The following is a 20999-nucleotide window of genomic DNA, read 5'->3' as shown; positions in this document are numbered from 1 at the left end:
GTAAAAACGAGTTGGAACAATGGCAATTCGAGATGAGGATAGATTATTTTGAATTTCTAAATTCCCTTCCGGAAACTCCGGAATCGGAATGTTCTTATTATCCGGATAGAAAGTCCAAGGTGAAAGGTTTTATCTTAAGAGAGAAAATTTTGCCGGAAGGATTGGATGTTCTATTTAGATTCGGTTTCAGAAGATCGGGTAACTTCTATTACAGAACGAATTGTGCCGGTTGTTCTCATTGTCTCAGTTACAGGGTTTCACTTTCTGATTTTAGTAAAACTTCTACTCATAAAAGATTAGAGAAAAATAATTCTGATCTGACTTTTAAAACTTCTTCTCCCCAAATCGATCCTGAAAAAGAGAATTTATATATCAAATACCAGAAGTCTAGACATGAAGGAAGTTATGGAGACTCGGACTTTGAAATTTTAGAAACGATGAAGTTCCAGATGTATGTGGGTTCTGAAAATTCAAAAGAACTTCTTTTATTCTTAAATGATAGGCTGCTCGGTTGGATTTTATTGGATCTAGGAAAGGAAGCGGTTTCTGCTGTATATTCCGTTTTCGATCCGGAAGAAAGTAAAAGAAGTTTGGGAAATTTTCTCATTCTTTCTTCTATCCTTTGGGCTAAGGAAAACGGATTTAAAGAATTTCAATTGGGTCTTTTTCTTCCGGGTCATCCTAAGATGGATTATAAAAAGAATTGGAAACCTTCCGAAATTTTGGATCGTAATACTGGTGTTTGGAAAGAAAGCGGATCTTTTCTTTCCGATTATATTTTGGAGAATGGTCCTAACGGAGATAAACGAGCAGGCATATAAACTCGGGTCATTCTTCTTATAAAATCCCCCAAATCAGGCTTGTCAGACTGGCCTTGCGTCCCAGAAAGGTTGGTATGGCTAAAAAGATCATCGTAGTAGGCGCTTCTAGCGGTATCGGAAAAGAAATTGCATCTCAATTGATCGAACAGGGACATCAAGTCGCTGCTTTTGCGAGAAGAGAAAAAGAACTGAAAAAACTTCCTTCCTCTAAAGCAAAAAACTTACTCGTCAAACATGACGTTACAGAATACTCCAAGGTCCCGGGAGAATTTGCTAAAGCAGTAAAAGTTCTAGGCGGCTTGGACGAAATTTATTACGCATCCGGTGTGATGCATAGAGTTGGTGCAGAAGAATTTCCAGTCGATAAAGATCTGGAAATGTTAGAAGTAAATCTTTTAGGTTGTGTTGCTTGGTTGAATTCCGCAGCTGCGTATTTCCAAGAGAAGAAGGCAGGCAAAATTATAGGTATTTCTTCCATCGCGGGCGACAGAGGTCGCAGAGGAAATCCGGTATACAATGCTTCTAAAGCTGGGATGTCTACTTATCTAGAAGCTTTACGCAATCGTTTAGCAGTGAAAGGTGTGCAAGTAGTCACTGTAAAACCCGGTATGATCCAAACTCCAATGACCGAGGGTTTGCAAGGACTTATGTGGCTCATCACAGCCAAAGAAGCTGCTCAAGTTATATTAGAAAAAGTGAATGCAGGAAAAGAGAATTTCTATGTGCCTGCTCGTTGGGCTTTGGTCTCTTTGATTATTAGACTTATCCCATCTTTTATTTTCAGAAGACTTTCCGTTTAAGGAAAAGGTGATCTAAAAATGGCAACCGCCTCTAAGAAAAAGACAGTTAAAAAAAGTGTATCTCCCAAATCTAAAAAAGCAGGATTCGATCCGAAAGAATTTGAGTCCCGATTAAGTCCTGTCCAAAAGGTGGAAGCTTGGGGAATGAACCATTTCTCCAATAGTAAGGTTTTTTTACCTACATCCATCCAGGACTTTAAAGACCTATTTTCCTATGCAAGAGATACGAATACAAAAATTGCATTTAGAGGCGGCGGTTGCAGTTACGGTGACGCAGCTACAAACGAGAAAGGGATCGTAGTTGATATCCGTAGTTTTAATAAGATATTATCCTTTGATCCTAAAACTGGGATCTTGGTTGCGGAGTCCGGAGTTACCATCAAACAACTTTGGGAATTCGGTATCGAAAAAGGATTCTGGCCGCCTGTTGTAAGTGGAACAATGTTCCCAACTTTAGGTGGGGCACTTTCCATGAATATTCATGGAAAGAATAACTTTGCAGTCGGACCGATCGGCGACCATATCCAAGAATTTACTTTTTTAAGTCCTGATGGAAAGGAATCCGTTTGTTCTCCTAAGAAGAATTCGGATCTCTTTTATTCCGCGATTTCCGGATTCGGAATGCTCGGAGCTTTTCTAACAGTAACCATAAAACTCAAAAAAATCTACTCAGGTAAGATGAAGGTTTGGCCGGTGAATACTGCAAACCTACAAGAGATGTATGATTATTTCGAAAGAGAATACAAACAATCCGATTATTTAGTGGGTTGGGTGGATTCATTTGCTTCCGGAAAAGGGATTGGAAGAGGTCAGATTCATAAAGCAGTTCATCTAAAAGCGGGAGAAGATCCTGACTTTCCAGAAAATTGCAAATTAGAAAACCAAATTTTACCAAGCACATTTTTAGGAATCATTCCTAAGTCTTGGATGTGGTTGTTCATGTATCCGTTCAGCAATAATTTTGGAATGAGATTTGTAAACTTCGGAAAATGGATCTCCGGATTTTTAAATAATAATAAACCGTATCAGCAAGGACATGCGGAATACGCTTTTCTTTTGGACTATGTTCCGAATTGGAAATTTATGTATAAGCCCGGTGCCATGATACAATACCAAAGTTTTATTCCGAAAGAAAACGCAGTTAAAGGTTTCGAAGAGATTCTGAGTCTTTGCCAAAAAAGAGGGATTGTAAACTGGCTTGCGGTGTTCAAGAAGCATAGACCGGATAAGTTTTTACTCACTCATGCGGTGGACGGCTATTCTATGGCTATGGACTTTCCTGCTACCAAAAGAAATAAATCTAAACTTTGGGAACTCGCCAAAGAAATGGATGAGATCGTTGTGAAAAATGGAGGAAGATTCTATTTTGCAAAAGATAGTACTCTTCGCCCCGAAGTTTATAGAAGATCTATGCCTAAGCAGAATTTGGAAAAGTTCAGAGCCATGAAGAAAAAACTAGATCCTAAAAATCTATTAGAGTCGGATCTGTTTAGAAGGGTCTGGGGAAAATAAAACCTCTCTGACTCTGTTTATAAATCCAAACTAGCGCATTTTCGTTCACACGGAGGGCACCGAGATCACAGAGGTTAATTTTACTTATTTTCATCTCTGTGTGCTTCGTGGACTCTGTGCGAAATTAGATAACTTCACTTTTTATAAAATTCTAAAGTCTCCATATTGATCGACGGACTTTGGTAGAAAACCCTATTCTTGAATTCAAAATGTTCTGATTTCGGTACCAAAACTTCTTTCGGATAAGAATCCTTAAAGCCGACTACGGTTACTTGGGTTTTTCCAAGCCCCCCTAATTTTTCTAAAAGTACATCGAAAGATTCAATAGAATCTATTTCATATACTTCTCTTTCTTCTCGGAAAGAATTGGGAGGTAGAAATACGGAACCTTTTCTATAAATTATCGTTTTGGAAGTATGCTCGCTTAGTTCTTTTTGTTCGGTTACAACAGATTTAGTAAATTTATAATATAGCCTGTCGAATATAATTCCGCCTACGATAGAATAGGAAAGAAGAAGAATAGCTGTTATTCTGAATGGTTTACTCAGTTTCTCCCAATTATTTTCTAAGATAGAAAATAGAAATAAAAGTAAAAATGGAAGAATGGTCATTAAAAACCTAGGCCCGAATAGTACCCCTTGCCAAAATCTGGTAGAGGTTAAAAACCCTGAGAGAAGTATAAAAATTCCTAATCCGTATAAGATCCGAGTTAATGCATCCGACTTCGGTTTCCATAAAATTATAAATGCTAAGGCAGGATAGGCCCCGAATAGTCCTAAAGAACCTTTTCCTAAAAACACCAATTGCCCTAGATAGTATATCTGAGAAACTAATTGATAAGAAGAAGATTCTTGCAAATAACCTCTGGATCCTAACGGGTGTCCGACTACAGAATAATTTATCACGGCTTGGATGATCAAAAAAGTTCCGAAGGTAAATGGGAATAATGCGGTTTTTGGATTTCTGAATATTCTGAAAATGTAAACTAAGGAAAGACTTGCGGCTAATAAAATTGTCTCTTGTCGAAAGAACGCTGCAAATCCGAAAAATCCACCTGCCAACACTAAATCGATGGATTTGGAAGATTCATCTTCTTTAAGTAAAAAATAAATCCCTTGGGTTACTCCGTAGATTGCCAGAATTGTTTCAGATAGATCTGTGGAGAATAAGCTGAATGCAGAACCGAAAAGTAATAAGATCAAAAAGAAAAACCTAGACCTTTCCTTTAGCCTCAAAAGTTCCGAGATTTGAAATAACGCTCTTAATGTTAAAACTCCAAAGATAAGAGATAAAAGAAAGCTACCGAATCTTCCGGAAAAATATGCAAATGGATATTGGATTGCAGTATAATAAAAAGGAAAAATATAATAACATTTTCCGTTATACACATGGGTCATGGTTGACCCTTTTTTAAGATCTAATGGCAAAAATCTAAATTCCGGATCGATTTCTTTTCCTGAGTATTTACAGGAAAAATCCGGAAAACCGTTTTGTAGAAGGTCCGCAAGTTGTTGTTGTTTGATTGCCCCGTCCCCGACCCGTATCCCGGTTTGGTACTGCCATGCCAGAAATAAGGATAAGAATACCGCTCCGAAAATCAGAAAGCCGGAAGGTTTGCCTGTAATAGAAGAAACCCGAGAAAGAAGGCGATTGAACATTCTGCTAAGAAGCCCTGGGAAAATACAGGGTCAAGAAGAAATCCCGAAAGAAAGTTTTGGATCATTCTTTGCCATTCGAATTCTGAATGACACTTGGATTCCGAATGTTTCTTTGGAAAAGTGTATTCCTTCTTAAAAACGATCCGATCCTTTTTTCAAAGGCCTCTTCCTAAATTCGTTTTTCCGATTTCCTGCATCGTATTTATATATGTGGTGATCGTGAATTCCTGGGTCACGGAAGACGCTTATATCAGTTTTAGGACTGTTGATAATTTTTTAAACGGACAGGGCTTGAGATGGAATACTTACGAAAGAGTTCAAGTATATACCCATCCTCTTTGGTTATTCGGTCTGATCTTTTTTTCATTTTGGACGATCCCTGTATATTATTCTTCTTTAATTCTTTCCTGGATTTGTGTAGGAGCGACTGCATATCTCCTTATTTTTCGTTTTGGGAAAAGAAAAGAAAATCTGTTTCAAGCCTCTTGGATTCTTTTGATATTGCTTATCTCCAGAGCATTTGTAGATTTTTCTAGTTCCGGTTTGGAAAACCCTCTTTCTTATCTTCTGATCGTTTTGTTTTTAGGTAAGGCGTTTGATCTGGAAAAAAGATGTGATTTTGCGGATCTTCTTCTTTTCTTTTTTTATCTTTCATTATCTTATCTAAACAGACAAGACACTGTTCTTTTTGGAATCCCATTTCTTCTATATTTATACAAACCTTTAAAAGAGAGAAAACTCTGGAGTAGATTTATAGGTGCTGCAGTATTGGGGCTGCTGCCAATTCTTCTTTGGTCCACATTTTCATTGGTTTATTACGGATACCTATTTCCAAATACTGCGTATGCAAAATTGAACACGGGTCTTACCGTTTCTCATTTATGGCCTTATGGTTTGGATTATTTGGAGAATAGTTTTCGCTGGGATGTTTTTACTTCAATAACGATCGTTCTTGCGATTTTACTTTTGCCTTATTTTGTCTGGAAAAAGAAGTTTTTGGAGGCGGCGCTTTCTGCAGGTATAGGGCTTTATATTCTATATATCTGCTCAATCGGAGGAGATTTTATGGCGGGAAGATTTTTTGCTCTTCCTTTTTTGGCCAGTGTTTTCTTATTTTCGGAACTTTCTCCTTCTTGGCTCCCTAGAGTAAGTGTTCTACTCTTTGTCGCCTTATTCTTGTTAAACCAAAACTCCAATTTGTATATTACAAAAGACTATACTAGACTTAGAAATGACGGAGAGATCCAGGACGAGAAAGGTGCTTATTTTAGAAGCACAAACTTTCTACGCTCCGTCCAATTCCAAGAATTCCCGACTCATGGCTGGGCGGTTGCAGGTAGAAAGTTCAAAAAGGCTCCTAAAGATGCAGAGATAGCCTGTGCCACGATCAATGTAGGCTTTTATGGTTATTTTGCCGGGCAGAATCGTAAGATTGTGGACGCAAATGCTTTAACAGACCCTTTATTAAGTAAATTGAAATCAATTTCTAACTGGAGAGTAGGGCATTTTACTCGAAATATTCCTCCGGGATACTTAGAATCCGTTTCTTCCGGACAAAATAAGATCCAAGATCCAAATCTAAAAGTATACTATGATCGATTGAAATTGTTAACCGAATCAGAAGATCTTTTCACAAAAGAGAGATTTATGGAAATTCTCCGAGAAAACTTAGGCGAGAATAGAAATTTGATCCGAAATTCTGACCCAAGAAGTCCTTGGGTGGGCATTCCCGATGGTTTCGCTTGTGGACTGGGAGTCGGTTACTAATTTAAGTAGTCTTCATTCTTCTTTTATCTTCAGATCGGAACTTTTGATTTTAAATTCTTGATCCTTCCCACAGGGTTTTCATTTTATTGTTAAGAATGAGCGAAGGACGAGCTTCTTGGAACGCATCCAAATGGCGGGAATGGTTTTCCGAAGGTGAGATTGTTCCGTACTTCCAGCCCATCTTGTCGGTAGAAAAAGACTCTATCTTCGGTTATGAAGCCCTCGCTCGTTTTATAGATAAAGAAGGTATTGTACATAGTCTCGGGCCATTCTTCTTGGCCGATATTCCTCATTCTTTTTCCGTTTCAGAAAGAGAAGAATTCAAAAATCTTAAATTAGAAATAGATAGAACCATCCGCAAAAAAGCGGTAGAGAAGATCAGCAATACTCCAGGTCTTGATCCTAAAGCAAAACTTTTTCTGAATATTTCTCCTTCTTTTATGCAAGATTATCTCTCCTCCAAAACGGATGAGGATCCTTATACTTTACAAATTGCAAAAAGTGGCGGTTTGGATCCTAAAAGGATCGTGATCGAAATTGTAGAGGAACATTTTTCTGGAGAGATAGACCAGCTAAAACCTCTGATTAATTTATATAAACGATCTGGATTTTTAGTAGCGATAGACGACCTAGGATCTAAGTCTTCTAACTTGGATCGGATCGGTGCATTACATCCTGATATTATTAAAGTGGATCTGGGGCTTATTCGTAGCTCAGTCGCATCCAGGAATTTTCAAGAGATCTTATTCACTCTGTCTAGACTAGCTGAAAGTTTAGGCTGTTCTCTTTTGTTCGAAGGTTTAGAAACTGAAACTGAATTGTATAATGCTCTTACTTATGGAGCCAGGTTTTTACAAGGTTTCTATTTTGCAGAGCCGGCTCCCGAGTTGATCGATATTAACGGTCTGAGCATCCGATTCTCGCAGCTACATGAATTATTCTTTAATTTTAAAAAATACCAATTATTACGAAGGATTAAAAAGGAGAAGGAACTGGAAGATCGTTTAGAATCTTCCGGCATCGAAGTGATTACTTCTAACGGTATTGCGACTATTAGACTCAGAAATTCTTACCTTCTGGAAAAATCTGTCTTTAGAATGTATGTGACCAATCATGAAGGAAGACAACTTTCTCCTAATTATTCTGGAATATCAGATTCCGGAATGTTGGAAGACAATTCCTTTGTGGGAAGGAACTGGAGTTGGAGACCATACTTCTTAGAACAATTTTATAAGAATGCAAAAGATTCTTCCGGTGGTTGGATTGCGAGCAACCCATACTATGACCTGGAAAGCAATTTACTCTTGGTAACTTATTCCAAAAGTATGGAAGAAGGAAACGTACTATTCGTAGATGTTAGAATGTGGGATTTCCCTTAATTTCCCTCTGCGGTCGTTACGTTTGCAGTTTTGATCCAGCCGAATAAACTTAACAGTTGGATACACCACCAACCTGGATCTAACTCTCCCTTTTGAATAGAGAACTTACTGGATTCGGGAAACGCATGGTGGTTATTATGAAGGGATTCTCCCATGGTTAAAAGTGAAATGAAAGGAACATTATAACCTTGGGTGCATGCGTTTGGAACGATTCGGACCAAGTCTCCTTTCTTATGGGCGTAGTGTCCGACTAACCAGTGGCCTAATATACAAGTAAAAAGCCTTCCGAATATTCCCCATACTACCAAACCTATACCTCCCAAATAACCGAAAATAGCTATAATCGGAACTTGCTGCCATAACCAGGTTTTTTCCAGAAATTGGATGACTTTATCTTCTGCATAGCCATTGGAATAACGGAAGACTTGCTTTTCTTTCATCTTTATCGTACAATTATTCTGTATTATGAAATCTTGAAATACGTTATTGTAATGACAGAAGTAGGGATGACACGCCTTACTTCTTTGGGCCCAGTCCCTCAGATCATGAAAATATCTTAAAGATAGAGGTCCGCCTAAACCGGTCAGAACTCCTAGATAAATTAAAAATCTTTTTAATTGAATGGAAGAAGAGAATGAGTCATGGATCATTCCTCTATGTAGACCGACGGAGTGACCGAAGCTAAGTGTGATGATGGTTAAAGAGAAAGAAATAATCGTATTTGTAGGAGAGTAGGTGGAATAACCGAAGATCAGGAAAACGGTTAAACATGTTAGGAATAAAATGGATTTGGTCGGCGCCCAAGTGATCTTGCCGTCGCAAGGATCTAAAGTTTTGATTTCTGGAGAATATATCATAGAGCCTCCATAAGCGGCGCTCTAAGAGGATTTAGGCGTTACCCGCTTCACTCTATATTATATACCTATTTAAAAGTTGATGAAGCCAAAATTAAAATTTCATTTTGGAAATTTTTTTCAAATTTAGCCAACTTTTACACCGGAGTCAGAAAGCATACGATTTACATTGTCTATAAAACGTTTTTTCTCTCCAGGTCTTGCAGAATTTCCTTCCAGAGAAAGTCCTACATATAGGTTCCCGTCCGTATCTCTTGCAATCGAACGCACAACTCCGTACGCAGTGATAGGAGATTGCATTTTAAAAAATATATCGAATGTAAATCCTTTTCTTCTAGGTAGCTCGCTATTTAGATCCGGATGATTGATCTTTACTCTCAAACCACCTGTGGAAAGATCTATGACTGCAAATCTTTCCTTTACTAGAATGGTATTGGATTCTCTGATCCGGTCCACCATATCGAATGTGAGGGTTTTTATCTCCATTACTTCGGAGATATCTATTTCTCTATTTCTATTTTGGGCATGTACATATCCGATCGGGATCGCCTGCTCATCGTGGTTGATATATATAACTGGAACGATCAGTTCGGATCTGATCTTTTGGTTGGCGTATTCTATGATCTTTTTGCGAACATCGTCTTCGTCACCTAGTTCATGTTCGTAATCTATAAACCCGCTCGGGTCGGAAGATTTAAAAGAGTCCGGCTTTTGTGTATTCGGAATATATAATATTTTTCCGGTCTTTTTAACTATATCGAATTTATCTCCGATAGAATTGAAAACGTCAATTTTGACTATATCGAATTTAGGTTTTAGGGTCCGTTCCGTATCAGCAAAATTCACTTTTACGGACGTAGGTATATTGAATAAGTTCGCATCGATTGTGGTTCTACTAGTACGCAGATTCGTGATCCAAACGCTTCCGTCCGCCGGTTTGATCCTGGTGAATTTTCTCTCTCTGCTTGCGATGGAAACATGCTCCACCTGCATGATGTATTGATTATTGGGTTTTTCTTCCAGGACCTCGCATTCTAGTTCGACGTATCTCGCGAGGAGTTTGTACAAAACAATATGGGCATTCAGCTTAAATTGTTCGGCCATCCGACCTTGTACTAAAATTTTTGTGGCGTCTTTATTGACGGAGAGAAGTTGAACGGACTCGTGTGTTTCCGTATCCCTTACGAGTAGATCTGTTTTGAGTAGAAATTTTCCAATGATATGGAGTCTTTTACCAGGATCTGTGATGAACTCTTTGTCTCTTTGTTTCCTTTGAACCTTTTCCATTAAATTCCTAGGTCGATCGGATTCCGGCGGAAAATTATCTTGATTCCAGCCTTTGGCTTCGTTTTGATGTAATAGGTAAGGTACACTAATGTCAAACCAATCTTACCGAGACTCCCAATTTTTAGACGGCCTATCCGGCGAAGAACTTTTCAGCATGCAAATCGGGCTTACCTATCGGGACTTTTTAGTCCTGCCCGGTTTTATCGATTTTAATCCTTCCGAAGTAGAACTAGAGACTAGATTAACAAAAAAGATCAAACTCAAAAGACCATTCGTAAGTTCCCCAATGGACACTGTAACTGAGTCTTCTATGGCTATTGCACAGGCCCTTATGGGAGGGATCGGAATTATTCACTATAATAATTCTGTAGAAGAACAGGTAGCTGAAGTCAGCAAAGTGAAACGTTTCGAGAACGGATTCATTTCTGACCCTGTGGTACTAGGGCCAAAGAATACGATCCATGATCTGGACAGGATCAAAGAGACTTTGGGATTCACAGGAATTCCGATCACTGCGGACGGGACCAGAAATTCTAAGCTGGTCGGGATTGTGACCAATAGAGATATCGATTTTGAAAGAGATCGTTCTATTCCTGTGGAAAAGGTAATGACCACTGATGTGATTACCGGGAAAGCAGGGATCACTTTAAAGGAAGCAAACGATATTATCAAAAAAGAGAAGATCGGAAAACTTCCGATCATTGACAAAGACGGAAAACTTGTCTCTTTAGTGAGTCGTTCCGACCTGAAAAAGAATAAAGAATTCCCAGATTCTTCTAAGGATGAGAACAAAAGGCTCAGATGTGGGGCTGCGGTTTCTACCTTACCTGAATCCAGGGACAGGGTCGCTGCATTGTATGAGGCAGGCGTGGATGTTATCATCATCGATTCAGCCCAAGGAAACTCAATCTACCAGATAGAGATGCTCCAGTTCATTAAATCCAATTTCAAAAATCTGGAAGTGATCGGTGGAAACGTGGTCACTCGTGGCCAGGCCGAAAATCTGATCGGTGCAGGAGCGGACGGACTTAGGATTGGAATGGGACCTGGATCCATCTGTATTACTCAGGACACCATGGCCGTGGGAAGAGCCCAAGCAACTGCGGTATACCAAACTGCAGCTCATGCAGCAAAACATGATGTTCCGGTTATTGCAGACGGTGGAATTTCCAATATTGGAGATATCGCAAATGCTTTGGCAATCGGAGCCTCTGCATGTATGATGGGATTTATGTTCGCAGGAACCACTGAGGCACCCGGAGAGTATTTTTACGAGAATGGAATACGTCTCAAGAAGTATCGCGGGATGGCAAGTATCGAAGCCATGAAAGCCGGTGGAGACAAACGTTATTTTAACGAAGGCCAAAAAGTAAAAGTGGCTCAGGGAGTCAGCGGTTCCGTAGTGGATAGAGGTTCAATCCTGAACTTTATTCCATATTTAAGCCTTGGACTGAGACTTTCTTTTCAGGATATGGGATTCCGTTCCGTCCAAGACTTACATCAGGGACTTAGAGAAGGAAAACTCAGATTCGAAAGAAGGAGTGAATCCGCTCAAGCCCAAGGTTCTGTTCATAGTCTTTACTCTTATAGTGCACCTAGTTTAAGAGCAGAATAATAGAATCCTTAGATTTTTCGGGAAGGAAAGGTTTTGAAAAAGTTTCATCTTATTTCGATAATCCTAATATTCCCGATTCTGATGGCTGGGGAAATTTCCCATGCTCAGGCCCCGCCGGATAAGGCAAGAGTCGCTCAGGAGCTAGTCGCGAGACTAGACCAGGCACTCTTGAAGACGGACGGTTTAGTCAAAGCAAATCTGATCCTGATCAAAAAGACGGGGGATTCCTGGACCTGGGATATGAGCATTTTTAGAAAGGGAGAAGATTCTCTCTCCCTATTCGAAAGCAAAGGCCGTGGTTTAGAATATAAGATCCTATTTAAGGAAGACGGAGAATTGATCTTCGCCTTTAATGCGCTTTCCAGGAAAATTTTCAAAAAGAACGACGAAGAAAAATACGAGAATCATCTCAATACCGGATTCAGTTTTGTGGATCTGGCAGGAACTTCTTACCAGGCAAATTATAATCCTATTGTTCAAAGCGATCTGGATATCGCAGGTAAAAAAATGAAACGAGTGGCTTTAAGACCGATCGTTCCTTATTTTTATTCCAAACTTATTTTACTTTTGGAACCAGATACATTAAGACCTATTCGTTTGGATTTCCATGATAAGGACGGGGTACTTTACAAAACCATGAATATAAAGTATGGTCCGGTTAAAGTAAAAGCAAAACAAAAGGTCACAAAAGAAGATATAGTCAGTAGATTGGAAATGTTGGACCTGAATACAGGTGCAATCAGCGTATTGGAATATACTGAAGTAGACCGGGATGTAAAACCGGATCCCTCCTTATTTGAATTGGATAATCTAAACAGACTCTAATGTCCTCGGAAGAGATTGTTTTTTTTCGACCAGGGTTTTCTTCTTCTCCGGAACTGAAGTTAGAGGGAGAAGAAATTTCACATCTAAAAGCGTTCCGAGTTTTTTCAGAAGAAAAAATGGTCATCATTAAGGATGGTGCGGGAGCAAGTTTTACTTATAGTGTACCTTCTTCTTCTAAAATTGGAAGTTTGGTACGTTCCGAAAAAAAAGAAAGACCTAAAACTTCTGCAAAGATTGCCACTGCGATTCCGAAAGGAAACAGACTAGAGTGGCTCATCCAAAAAGGAACAGAACTTGGGATCACTGAATTTTATTTTTTAGTTTTTTCCCATTCCGATAGAAAGGATTTAAATCCGGAAAGACTTCTAAAGGTCGCTGCGGAAGCTTCTTCTCAATCCGGTCAGGATTTTTTGCCTGAGATCAAAGGACCGATCTCTCTTTCCAAATTTTTAGAAGAATCCAAATCTAAAAAAGAGGAGCTTCTTCTTTTAGATCCAAGATCTGAGATACAGATCAATCCTGAAAACATACAAAACAAAATCATTTTGATAGGACCGGAAGGAGGATTTAGAAAAGAGGAATTAGAACTGATTGTTCAGTATCGAATTAACTCTGTGAATGTGGGAGAATCTATTTTGAGAATAGAGACCGCAGGAGTTTTTGCGGCCTCACTATTTAGATTAGGAAATCTATCCTAATTATTGTCCGAATCCTGATGCGCCTAGAACTAGAACACAGGTATTCAGGTAATTATCACAATCGCTCTTACAACTTTGGGACAATTGGAAGCAAAGAGTAGAAATATTGCAGCTTGTATTACAACCGGAAAGACATGTATTTAAACCCGCTAAATTAGTCGTAGTAACCGTAGTTCCATACTTATTTTCGCAGGCATTCTTACAGGCTGGATATGACCCGCCGGTGCAGTTTGCGTAGAAAGTCGCCAAGGCATTTCCCTTGATATCTCTCTCTCCGCTATTACATGACAAAAAGCCTAAGAGTGCGATTGCTAGAAAAAACGGAAGAAATCGGGTCATATAAGTAAATCGTTTTCGGCCCGGACAGAACGGTAAACTAAAAAACATTCGACGTTAGCGGAGAATCGGAAGGAATGAAGTATCTAGACCGAGGTGCATGGAATGATCGTAAACGGTAAGGAATTCTTCCTTCGGGAACTTTCTTCTCCGGATTTATTTTCTCTATTAGAATCCTTAAAATTAAAACCGGAAACGGTAGCGATCCAGAAGAATGGAGAGATCATAAAAAGGGACAGTTGGAAGAATTCTTCCTTAGAGGAAGGGGACAAAATAGAGATCCTGAAATTTGTAGGCGGGGGTTGAATCATTTTTGGAATTCCCACTTAGACCCAGACATAGTATCTGGAAAGCACCCGGTATTTATCCAATCTTAGATCTAGAATATTGTTCCAAGTTTTCCAAGGACCCTGTCCAGATTGTGGAACTTTGGAATTACCAGAGAGAATGGATCCCATTCTATCAGATACGCGCTAAAAAAGAGACCCCTGAAACTTTAAAGAAGGTTTATAAAAGTCTGATAGATACATTTCCTGATTTTCCGATCATTTTGAATGACCATTGGAAAGAAGCCTTAGAATGGAAATGTTTCGGACTTCATATAGGAAAGGAAGATTACGCTTCTCTTTCTTTAGAGGATAAGAAGAAGATTCGCTCCAGTGGATTATACCTAGGCACTTCCTGTCATAATTCTGAAGATATTGCAGGTTTAGAACCTGGAGTTTGGGACTATACCGGACTTGGGCCGGTATACGCAACAAGCTCCAAAGACACAGAAGATGTTCCAGTAGGTCTTTCTGGCTTGCGAGAAGCCTTACAAATTGCTAAAATACCTGTGACTCCAATCGGAGGGATAGGTCCTAAACAGATTACAGAGTTATCGGAGTTAGGTCCATTATCCTATGCAATGATTGCTTCGGCATCGGAAAAGGATTCCTTTTACGATTGCATTCGTATCCTTAAGGAGATAAAGAATCCGTAAAGGACCTGAGACTGGTTTCCTGGTTTTTGAAGGCTCGGAATCCTAAGTTTCAATTGACTCATAAATTATGTCCAATAAGATGATCCCTATGAAACAGCCAGGGGAAATACGCCATCTATCCGCAAAGGATGATCGCGACTACTTACTAGATTATCAGACCCTGAATGTGGATGATCTGGAAAAGGCTCCTATTTTAGGAGTACCTTTCGATAACGCCAGCCTAGACGAGGCTGTGGCAAAAATTTATCATCTCATGGAAGAGAAGGATAAATTCCATCATGTTCTTCTTTTAGATCCGATCAAGACAATGGCTCTTCGTAAAGGGAAGAAGTTACATAGGATCGCGCAAAAAGCTAGCCTGATCTTAGCGGAAGGTGCGGGTTTACAATGGGCCGCTAAAAAATTAGGCGGAGAATTAAAAGAGAGAATTCCCACAATTGCACTCATGATGGACTTAGTCCGTCTTTGTGAGCTTAGAAATTATTCTATTTTTCTTTTAGGCGGAAAAGAAGAGATCGTTGAAAAAGTGTATTTCAATCTTTCCAGACATTTTCCGGGAGTTCGGATCGTAGGACGTCATGCGGGATATTTAAACACACAACGTGAGTTGCTTGTAAAAGAATCCATTCGTAAAACAAGTCCGAATATTATATTTCTTGCAATGGATTTTCCGGACCAAGAGATCTGGGTCGAAAACAATACAGCATTTTTTGGTCATGCAGTCGTAATCGGAGTCGGCCCAGCGATGGACATTCTTTCCGGAAAAGTAAAAAAGGCTCCGAATGTTTTCAAACTCAAAGGTCTAACTTGGCTCTGGAGAATTATGGTCCGCCCTTGGAGACTAATTCGCCTGAGCAGAATGTTCGGATTTTTTATCGTAATAGCTATTAAATCTCTTTTTGTAAAAAAGAAGAAGTGAGCAGTTAAAAAAGTTCTACTTACGAACCAAATCTTTAATCGAATCTAAGGTCGGAGAAACCCAATCTTCTAAGAGAGGTTCTCTTTTGAGTGCTTCTTTTTTGAATAAAAGATCTTTGTTTGAAAGTGAAATTTCGCTAGCTTCATTGATCTTACGTGCAGTTTCGATCGCCTTCCAATAATTCTGCAGTGCCTGAGCGGTATAATTCTCGGATTCTTGCGCATTCGCTTTTTTAGAAAGAGTTTCGTAACAAGCGCCAATATTATTATAAGCAGCGGTCAGAGTTTGATATACTTCTTGGTGATATGGATCTTCCGTTTTAGGAGAACTCATCTGAGGAAGTTTTTCTTCCATATCATCTTTAACTCTTAGGAAATACCCCAGAGCGGTTTTTGTCTGACCGGTATAAAAGAAAGCATTTCCTTTTGCCATCAGAAGAGTAGGATTATAATATTCGTCTCGGTCCTCAAAGCCTGTCCAATCCGCCAAAGACTTGTCGAAGTCAGAATCCATATATTCCACCCAGCCTTTGAAAAATTTCATTTCTCTTAGCATAGATGCAGGAAGTTCTCTTCTCCATTTGCGGACGAGTTCAAACTTAGGCTCTTCCGAATCTACTTTTGCAAATTCTTGGAGGGAGTTTCTAAGTTCGTTCCTACGATTTCTTTTTTCTTCTTCTTCTTTTAAGACAGAAAGACTTTTTCCATCAGATTCAGAACGGGAACGGAATGGATAAATTTTTCTACCTGGAAATTCTTTTAAAGAATCCTTGTCGGAAAGTCCTGCAGACAATAAATATCTGATCTTTCCAAGATCGAAATGGATACGTGCAGGATTTCCTTCGAATAATGTTTCATCTTCGTCCTTAGAGCCGAACCAACGCTCACTTGTCTCATAACGTGATTCTGCTTCTTTTAAAAGATCTTTTGCTTCTTCAAAATTTCCTACGCGGATAGAATGTTCTGCAAGTTCTAGAACGGCCAGCCAATGTTTGGGATCTAGAGTCGCTGCTTTTTCGAAAAATCTTCTCGCTTGGCTATTTTCCTTTTGAGAAAGATAATATTGTCCGCGTTGGTAATATCCTTCTGCGTAATCTTTTCCTTCTATCTCAACTCCAGTTCTTTCGTCTTCCATGGACTTTCTATAGATCGTATCTAAAAGTCGGATTGCACTTTCTTCTATTTCAATGCCGGAAACTTGGTCTACAGGATTGATATTATATTTGATTCTAAGTTCTTCCGGATCGATTGCAGCGTAAAAAGATGCAAGTTTTGCTAGAGTGTAGAAGGGGAGTTCCGACTCCATATCCAGATTGTTCCTAAGCAGACGATGATGATTTAAAACGAATTGAGGATCCCCACTTTCTTTCCACATTTCTAAGTAGGTGGAAACAAGTCCGGATTGTCCGGGAATACTTTTAGGATTCGCTTCTACGATCCTATTGTAGAAGGAAGCTGCTTTTCCGAATTCTCTTCTATTATAATATATTTTAGCAATACCTGCGGTAGAATCCTCGTCATAAGGGCTTTCTCCATCGGTGAATACCTTGGAATAATAATCAACAGCTAACGCGTCGTTTTTATATCTTCCTTTTTTGCCTTCTGATGGCTCAGCAAAATCAGGCATGATCTGAGAATGGAACCAACCTAGGTTTCTGTAGGTATTATTATCATGAGTTCTTTCTTTCAGCCTCATTGCGAGGAACGCACCGGCGATTAGCACCTTTCTTGGAGTTTTTTCCTGGTCTAAAAGGAATTTGATCCCTTCTTTTCCTTGGTTTACTCCTGCACTGTTTTTTAGTTTTTTATCATTCCAAGATTCTCCCTGGGCTAATCGGACCATAGGAGATTGTTCTCTTTTATTCCAAGAATCTAATGTTCCCATTCCAAGATCCGGTTCAATTTTTCCGAATAATTTTTGGAAGGAATACTCGTATTCTCCTGCTCGGCTATATTCCACTCCGTACAGGTTCATATATTTCAGATTATAAGGATCTATATCGAATCCTTTATCATAAGAATCTTCTATACTGATCAGATATTTTTTTCTATCTTCTTCGCCTAAAGTTCCTGCGAATCTTTTGGCACCCATTTCACGGATCTGTTCCAGACCGGCTTCATAATTTTGAGCAGCTTGCCTAGGAAGAATGATATGTTTGTAAGTAAAATAACTTCCGAAACCGATCAAAATTGCTGCGGCCGCAGCGAAGAATGTCCTGCGGATCTTCTTCCTTCTTTCTAATACACCTTCTCTTGTATAGATAGGGTCAGAAGAAATGATAGGAACACCGTCTGCAGAGTAAGCGCCACTTCTATCCGTAAGGGCAACTGTAATCCCTAACGCGGAGGATAAGAATGCAGCGATATCCTCGGGGCTACTTTCTATTTTAATAAGTTCTAATAGATCTCTTTGTGCCTTTTTGGAAAGACGGTCTTGGACTATGGACTCAATGACCGTTCTGCGTAAAAGAGGAGGATAACGAAGTATTTCTCTTTGGATGATTGCGAGTTCTTCGTCAGTAAGAGACTTATCTATCTCATCCTTATCTTCTCCACCCAAAGAACGTAAATCTTCTTCGAATGATGCAGCTCCTAGATCATCATCGCCGGAGTCCGAATCCAGGTCAGGGGAGAAGCTTGTAAAATCGGAAGATTCAGGAACGGATTCCATTTCCATGGCCGAAGCTGGTTCTGCTGCAAAATCAGCGAATGGATCCGATTCTGGAACGGAGGTTGCTCCGGAAAGATCGGAAAATGGATCATGATCTCCTCCGGAAACAGGTGCGAAGTCCGCGAATGGGTCTGAGTCTGTAGGAGCTTCGGCAAAATTATCACCGTCTCCAAAGTCTCCAGAATCGGAAGGTTCCGAATCGAAACCACCCAGATCTCCGAAGTCGGAATCGCCGGCAGGGGAGGCGCCGAACGGGTCACCTTCTTCTAAACCGAATTCGTCTCCAGGAGTATCTTCCATTCCGGATGCGTCGAATGCTGCAAATGGATCGTCGCCACCGGAAGAAGCAGGAGCATCAAAATCTTCTAAACCGGAACCTCCAGTTTCTTCTCCACCCATTCCTGCGAACGGATCTTCTGAAGAATCTGAAGTTCCAGCACCGAAATCATCCATTCCAAGATCAGAATCCGCAAATGGATCAGCGCTAGGAGTAGAACCGAAGTCTTCGTTAGGGGAAGTTTCAAAAGGAGTATCTAGGTCAGGAGCAGAATCAAATCCACCGAATGGATCTTCGTTTGTAGGAGCTCCGAAATCTTCCAAACTCTCGGAAGGTTCCTCTGTTTCAGGAGCTGCCCCGAAATCGTCCAGGCCGGAATCACCAAATGGGTCCGATTCAGGCTCAGGTGTTGCAAAATCACCAAAATCGTCGGATGCTGTAGGAGCTTCGTCAAATCCACCAAATGGATCTTCTCCGGCATCTGCACTCGGTTCGCCTCCCTGAGAAGGCTCGGTTAATAGTTCATCAAGATCGATATCATCGTCTTCGGAGAAGGATAATGGCTTTGGCTTTTGGATAGGTGTAGGAGCTTCGTCCTCATCACCTAGATCGAAACTTTCTTCGGATCCTTCTTCCGCTTGGTCCTCATCGTCGTCCCCGATAGATATAGGAACGCCGTATCCCATCTTTTCACGAAAAGTGGAAAGCATAGGATTCAAATCTTCGGAGGATTCCGGATTCTTGTTCAACGGATCCAAGATGGAGCGGATCTGATCCAGTTCCTGTTCTGAATAATCAGCCATAAAGTCCTTCCAATAGTATCGGCTGGTCTTTGAAAGAGCAAAGATTTTTTCCTTATGTCGGATCTAGTACGAGGCCCGGAAATACGCTTAGGGTTTCCGGGAAAACCTACGACAATCGGTTTATGGTGCATAAAGCCAAGGCGGTTGCCTTACTTACCTTGATATTAACCTTCGCCCTTGCTGCGGAGGAGGCGGAAGATTGGATCGGAGCCTTCCGATCTGTGGATTATGAGGAAGGGGAAGAAGCCCTTCCTGAGGAAAAAATTTATTATTTCTGGCAATTGGAAAATTTGAGAAAGGCGGTCCCGCCTAGATTTATCCGATTTGTGGATACTTTCTCCGCTTTAAAAACTGGGAAACTATTGAATCGCGGGGTCTTGTTCAGCTATGAAGGTCTTGCAAACGACGAGGTAAGCGTTTGTGGAGAATTCAGTCATTGGCAATGTGTTTCCCTACAGAAGAACGATAAGGGAATTTTTTACGGAGTCGTGGACATTCACGGAGACCAACTCTATGAACCAAAACCTGCCTACGAATACAAGTTCAAGGTAGACGGGATCTTCACACATGATCCTGAAAATCCTGATACGGTAGAAGATGGAGAAGGCTCTTTAATATCCAGGATCGCATTCAGAGAAGGTGGACCAAATAAACAAACAAGTACCAGGGTTTTAGAAGATTCTCCTTACGAAGAAAAAGAATTTAGAACTGTAGAATTTAGAATTTACCAACCACAAGCTGAATCAGTTAGCCTGATCGGAGATTTTAATCATTGGGATCCAGAATCTGATTTTTTGATCAAAGAAAGAAATGGAACTTTTAGAGTTGTAAAGAAGTTAAAACCGGGTGAATACCAATACAATTTCTTAGTAGATGGAAAGATCGTAGTGGATACTTATAATCCTCTTACTGTGTTAAGAGAAGATACTGGAGAGATCTCTTCCGCATTATTAGTTCCCACCAGAACAGGAGTTTTGGAAAGAAAGAAGATTGACCCCTAAGGCATAAGAACGGATTGTTTAGATCCGTTCTATGGAAAAGTTACGTCTCTCCGTATATTTTGTGATCGGGATCATCATTATCCTGATCGTATTTACCCTCTTAAAAAGTTGGTTTGTATACGACCGAGGGATAGAACTTGCAAAACATCCATCTAACAGTATCCAAACGGTATATGTGGAACCGGATGATGATCTGGTGGAGCATTCTTCCGTAGTTTGGGGAAAATTTTTATACTATCCATTGGGCTTAAACAGGGACAGAGAAAACTTCGGTCCCCGTAAAACTTTGAATCATGCTCAAAACCTTGTATTCGTGGACCTTCAAACCGGACGAAACCGCAAGGTATTCAATAAAAGTGTATATATCTGGGACTATTTTTACGGGGGGGAACCTGAGAAGTTAAGTTCCGATTCTGAAACACAAGAGGTTTCGGAGGACGTATTTCCTAGTTTAAAAACGGGCAAAAAATTTGTGATCGTAGGAATGCCTGAGGATACAAACAAAGATGGGTATTTGAACCAAAAGGATTCTAAAAAAGTTTTTGTATACGATCCGAATTCCGACGAATTACTTCCCATTCTTCCCAAAAAATTCTACCTGGAGAAAATTTTACCGGACACTCCTGAAAACAAACTGGTTATGATCGTAAAAAGGGAAGAAGAGTCCAGCCCCAACAAAAAGAAGCCGAACCTTCCTACATTATATATTTATGATACTCTTCAAAAAAGAGGACAGATGATAGAGCGCCCTTAAAAAAGTTTGGGCGGCTCCTCACTTCGCTCGGACCGTGCTGC

Annotated in this window: 18 protein-coding genes; 13 read left to right on the top strand and 5 right to left on the bottom strand. The window is 40.0% G+C overall.

Annotated features, from left to right (window positions below; translation table 11 throughout):
* Positions 1-32 precede the first annotated feature (32 nt).
* The 3 genes from CH365_RS15125 (at position 33) to CH365_RS15115 (ending at position 3133) form a co-directional block, all read left to right on the top strand.
* Entirely contained in the window at positions 33-821 is a 789-nt protein-coding gene (locus CH365_RS15125; protein ID WP_100769518.1) for an arginyltransferase, read from the top strand.
* A 74-nt stretch (positions 822-895) separates the two neighbouring features.
* Complete coding sequence (locus CH365_RS15120; RefSeq protein ID WP_100769403.1) at positions 896-1621, top strand: SDR family NAD(P)-dependent oxidoreductase; 726 nt, start codon at positions 896-898, stop codon at positions 1619-1621.
* Between the two features lie 18 nt (positions 1622-1639).
* Positions 1640-3133 carry an FAD-binding oxidoreductase gene (locus tag CH365_RS15115; RefSeq protein WP_100769402.1) on the top strand — a complete coding sequence of 498 codons (1494 nt, stop codon included), beginning with the start codon at positions 1640-1642 and terminating at the stop codon, positions 3131-3133.
* A gap of 134 nt (positions 3134-3267) precedes the next feature.
* Here CH365_RS15115 and CH365_RS15110 read toward each other — a convergent pair whose 3' ends face one another.
* Positions 3268-4791 carry an LA_3751/LA_3752 family putative glycosyltransferase gene (locus CH365_RS15110; RefSeq protein WP_100769401.1) on the bottom strand — a complete coding sequence of 508 codons (1524 nt, stop codon included), beginning with the start codon at positions 4789-4791 and terminating at the stop codon, positions 3268-3270.
* Between the two features lie 93 nt (positions 4792-4884).
* Between CH365_RS15110 and CH365_RS15105 the strand changes: the two genes are divergently transcribed.
* Both CH365_RS15105 and CH365_RS15100 read left to right on the top strand, forming a co-directional pair.
* Entirely contained in the window at positions 4885-6558 is a 1674-nt protein-coding gene (locus CH365_RS15105; protein ID WP_244283221.1) for a hypothetical protein, read from the top strand.
* A 95-nt stretch (positions 6559-6653) separates the two neighbouring features.
* On the top strand, positions 6654-7937 hold the full coding sequence (locus tag CH365_RS15100; RefSeq protein ID WP_165782616.1) for an EAL domain-containing protein: 1284 nt from the start codon (positions 6654-6656) through the stop codon (positions 7935-7937).
* On the opposite strand, the gene CH365_RS15095 is transcribed toward CH365_RS15100, so the two are convergent.
* Positions 7934-8794, bottom strand: a complete 861-nt coding sequence (locus CH365_RS15095; RefSeq protein WP_100769399.1) for a fatty acid desaturase — start codon at positions 8792-8794, stop codon at positions 7934-7936. The two genes, CH365_RS15100 and CH365_RS15095, sit on opposite strands and share 4 nt — an antisense overlap.
* 123 nt (positions 8795-8917) lie before the next feature.
* On the bottom strand, positions 8918-10078 hold the full coding sequence (locus tag CH365_RS15090) for a DUF1577 domain-containing protein (protein ID WP_100769398.1): 1161 nt from the start codon (positions 10076-10078) through the stop codon (positions 8918-8920).
* Between the two features lie 88 nt (positions 10079-10166).
* Between CH365_RS15090 and guaB the strand changes: the two genes are divergently transcribed.
* From guaB to CH365_RS15075, 3 genes are all read left to right on the top strand, one after another.
* Positions 10167-11693 (top strand): IMP dehydrogenase, encoded by a 1527-nt coding sequence (guaB, locus tag CH365_RS15085; RefSeq protein ID WP_100769397.1) that lies wholly within the window; start codon positions 10167-10169, stop codon positions 11691-11693.
* Between the two features lie 81 nt (positions 11694-11774).
* Positions 11775-12518 carry an outer membrane lipoprotein-sorting protein gene (locus CH365_RS15080; protein ID WP_100769516.1) on the top strand — a complete coding sequence of 248 codons (744 nt, stop codon included), beginning with the start codon at positions 11775-11777 and terminating at the stop codon, positions 12516-12518.
* Positions 12518-13216 carry a 16S rRNA (uracil(1498)-N(3))-methyltransferase gene (locus CH365_RS15075; protein ID WP_100769396.1) on the top strand — a complete coding sequence of 233 codons (699 nt, stop codon included), beginning with the start codon at positions 12518-12520 and terminating at the stop codon, positions 13214-13216. Before CH365_RS15080 ends, CH365_RS15075 begins: the two co-directional genes overlap by 1 nt.
* On the opposite strand, the gene CH365_RS19905 is transcribed toward CH365_RS15075, so the two are convergent.
* Positions 13217-13555 carry a hypothetical protein gene (locus CH365_RS19905; protein ID WP_125226325.1) on the bottom strand — a complete coding sequence of 113 codons (339 nt, stop codon included), beginning with the start codon at positions 13553-13555 and terminating at the stop codon, positions 13217-13219.
* A 102-nt stretch (positions 13556-13657) separates the two neighbouring features.
* Here CH365_RS19905 and thiS point away from each other — a divergent pair, with 102 nt between their 5' ends.
* The 3 genes from thiS (at position 13658) to CH365_RS15060 (ending at position 15453) form a co-directional block, all read left to right on the top strand.
* Positions 13658-13858, top strand: a complete 201-nt coding sequence (gene thiS, locus CH365_RS15070) for a sulfur carrier protein ThiS (RefSeq protein WP_100769395.1) — start codon at positions 13658-13660, stop codon at positions 13856-13858.
* 7 nt (positions 13859-13865) lie between these two features.
* Complete coding sequence (locus CH365_RS15065; RefSeq protein ID WP_100769394.1) at positions 13866-14534, top strand: thiamine phosphate synthase; 669 nt, start codon at positions 13866-13868, stop codon at positions 14532-14534.
* 88 nt (positions 14535-14622) lie between these two features.
* Positions 14623-15453 (top strand): WecB/TagA/CpsF family glycosyltransferase, encoded by an 831-nt coding sequence (locus CH365_RS15060; protein ID WP_100769515.1) that lies wholly within the window; start codon positions 14623-14625, stop codon positions 15451-15453.
* Positions 15454-15468: 15 nt separating this feature from the next.
* Here the strand turns inward: CH365_RS15060 and CH365_RS15055 are convergent, their stop codons facing one another.
* Positions 15469-19203 (bottom strand): tetratricopeptide repeat protein, encoded by a 3735-nt coding sequence (locus CH365_RS15055; protein ID WP_100769393.1) that lies wholly within the window; start codon positions 19201-19203, stop codon positions 15469-15471.
* 122 nt (positions 19204-19325) lie between these two features.
* On the opposite strand from CH365_RS15055, the gene CH365_RS15050 reads away from it, so the two are divergent.
* Both CH365_RS15050 and CH365_RS15045 read left to right on the top strand, forming a co-directional pair.
* Entirely contained in the window at positions 19326-20204 is an 879-nt protein-coding gene (locus CH365_RS15050) for an early set domain-containing protein (protein WP_086446446.1), read from the top strand.
* A 31-nt stretch (positions 20205-20235) separates the two neighbouring features.
* The gene (locus CH365_RS15045) at positions 20236-20958 is read left to right on the top strand and encodes a hypothetical protein (RefSeq protein WP_100769392.1); all 723 of its coding nucleotides are present in this window, start codon (positions 20236-20238) and stop codon (positions 20956-20958) included.
* The last annotated feature ends 41 nt before the right edge of the window (positions 20959-20999 follow it).

The organism is Leptospira neocaledonica, assembly GCF_002812205.1.
Classification (GTDB): Bacteria; Spirochaetota; Leptospiria; order Leptospirales; family Leptospiraceae; genus Leptospira_B; species Leptospira_B neocaledonica.
The sequence above is the reverse complement of the archived record's forward strand: the minus strand, read 5'-3'. Positions and strand labels throughout refer to the sequence as shown.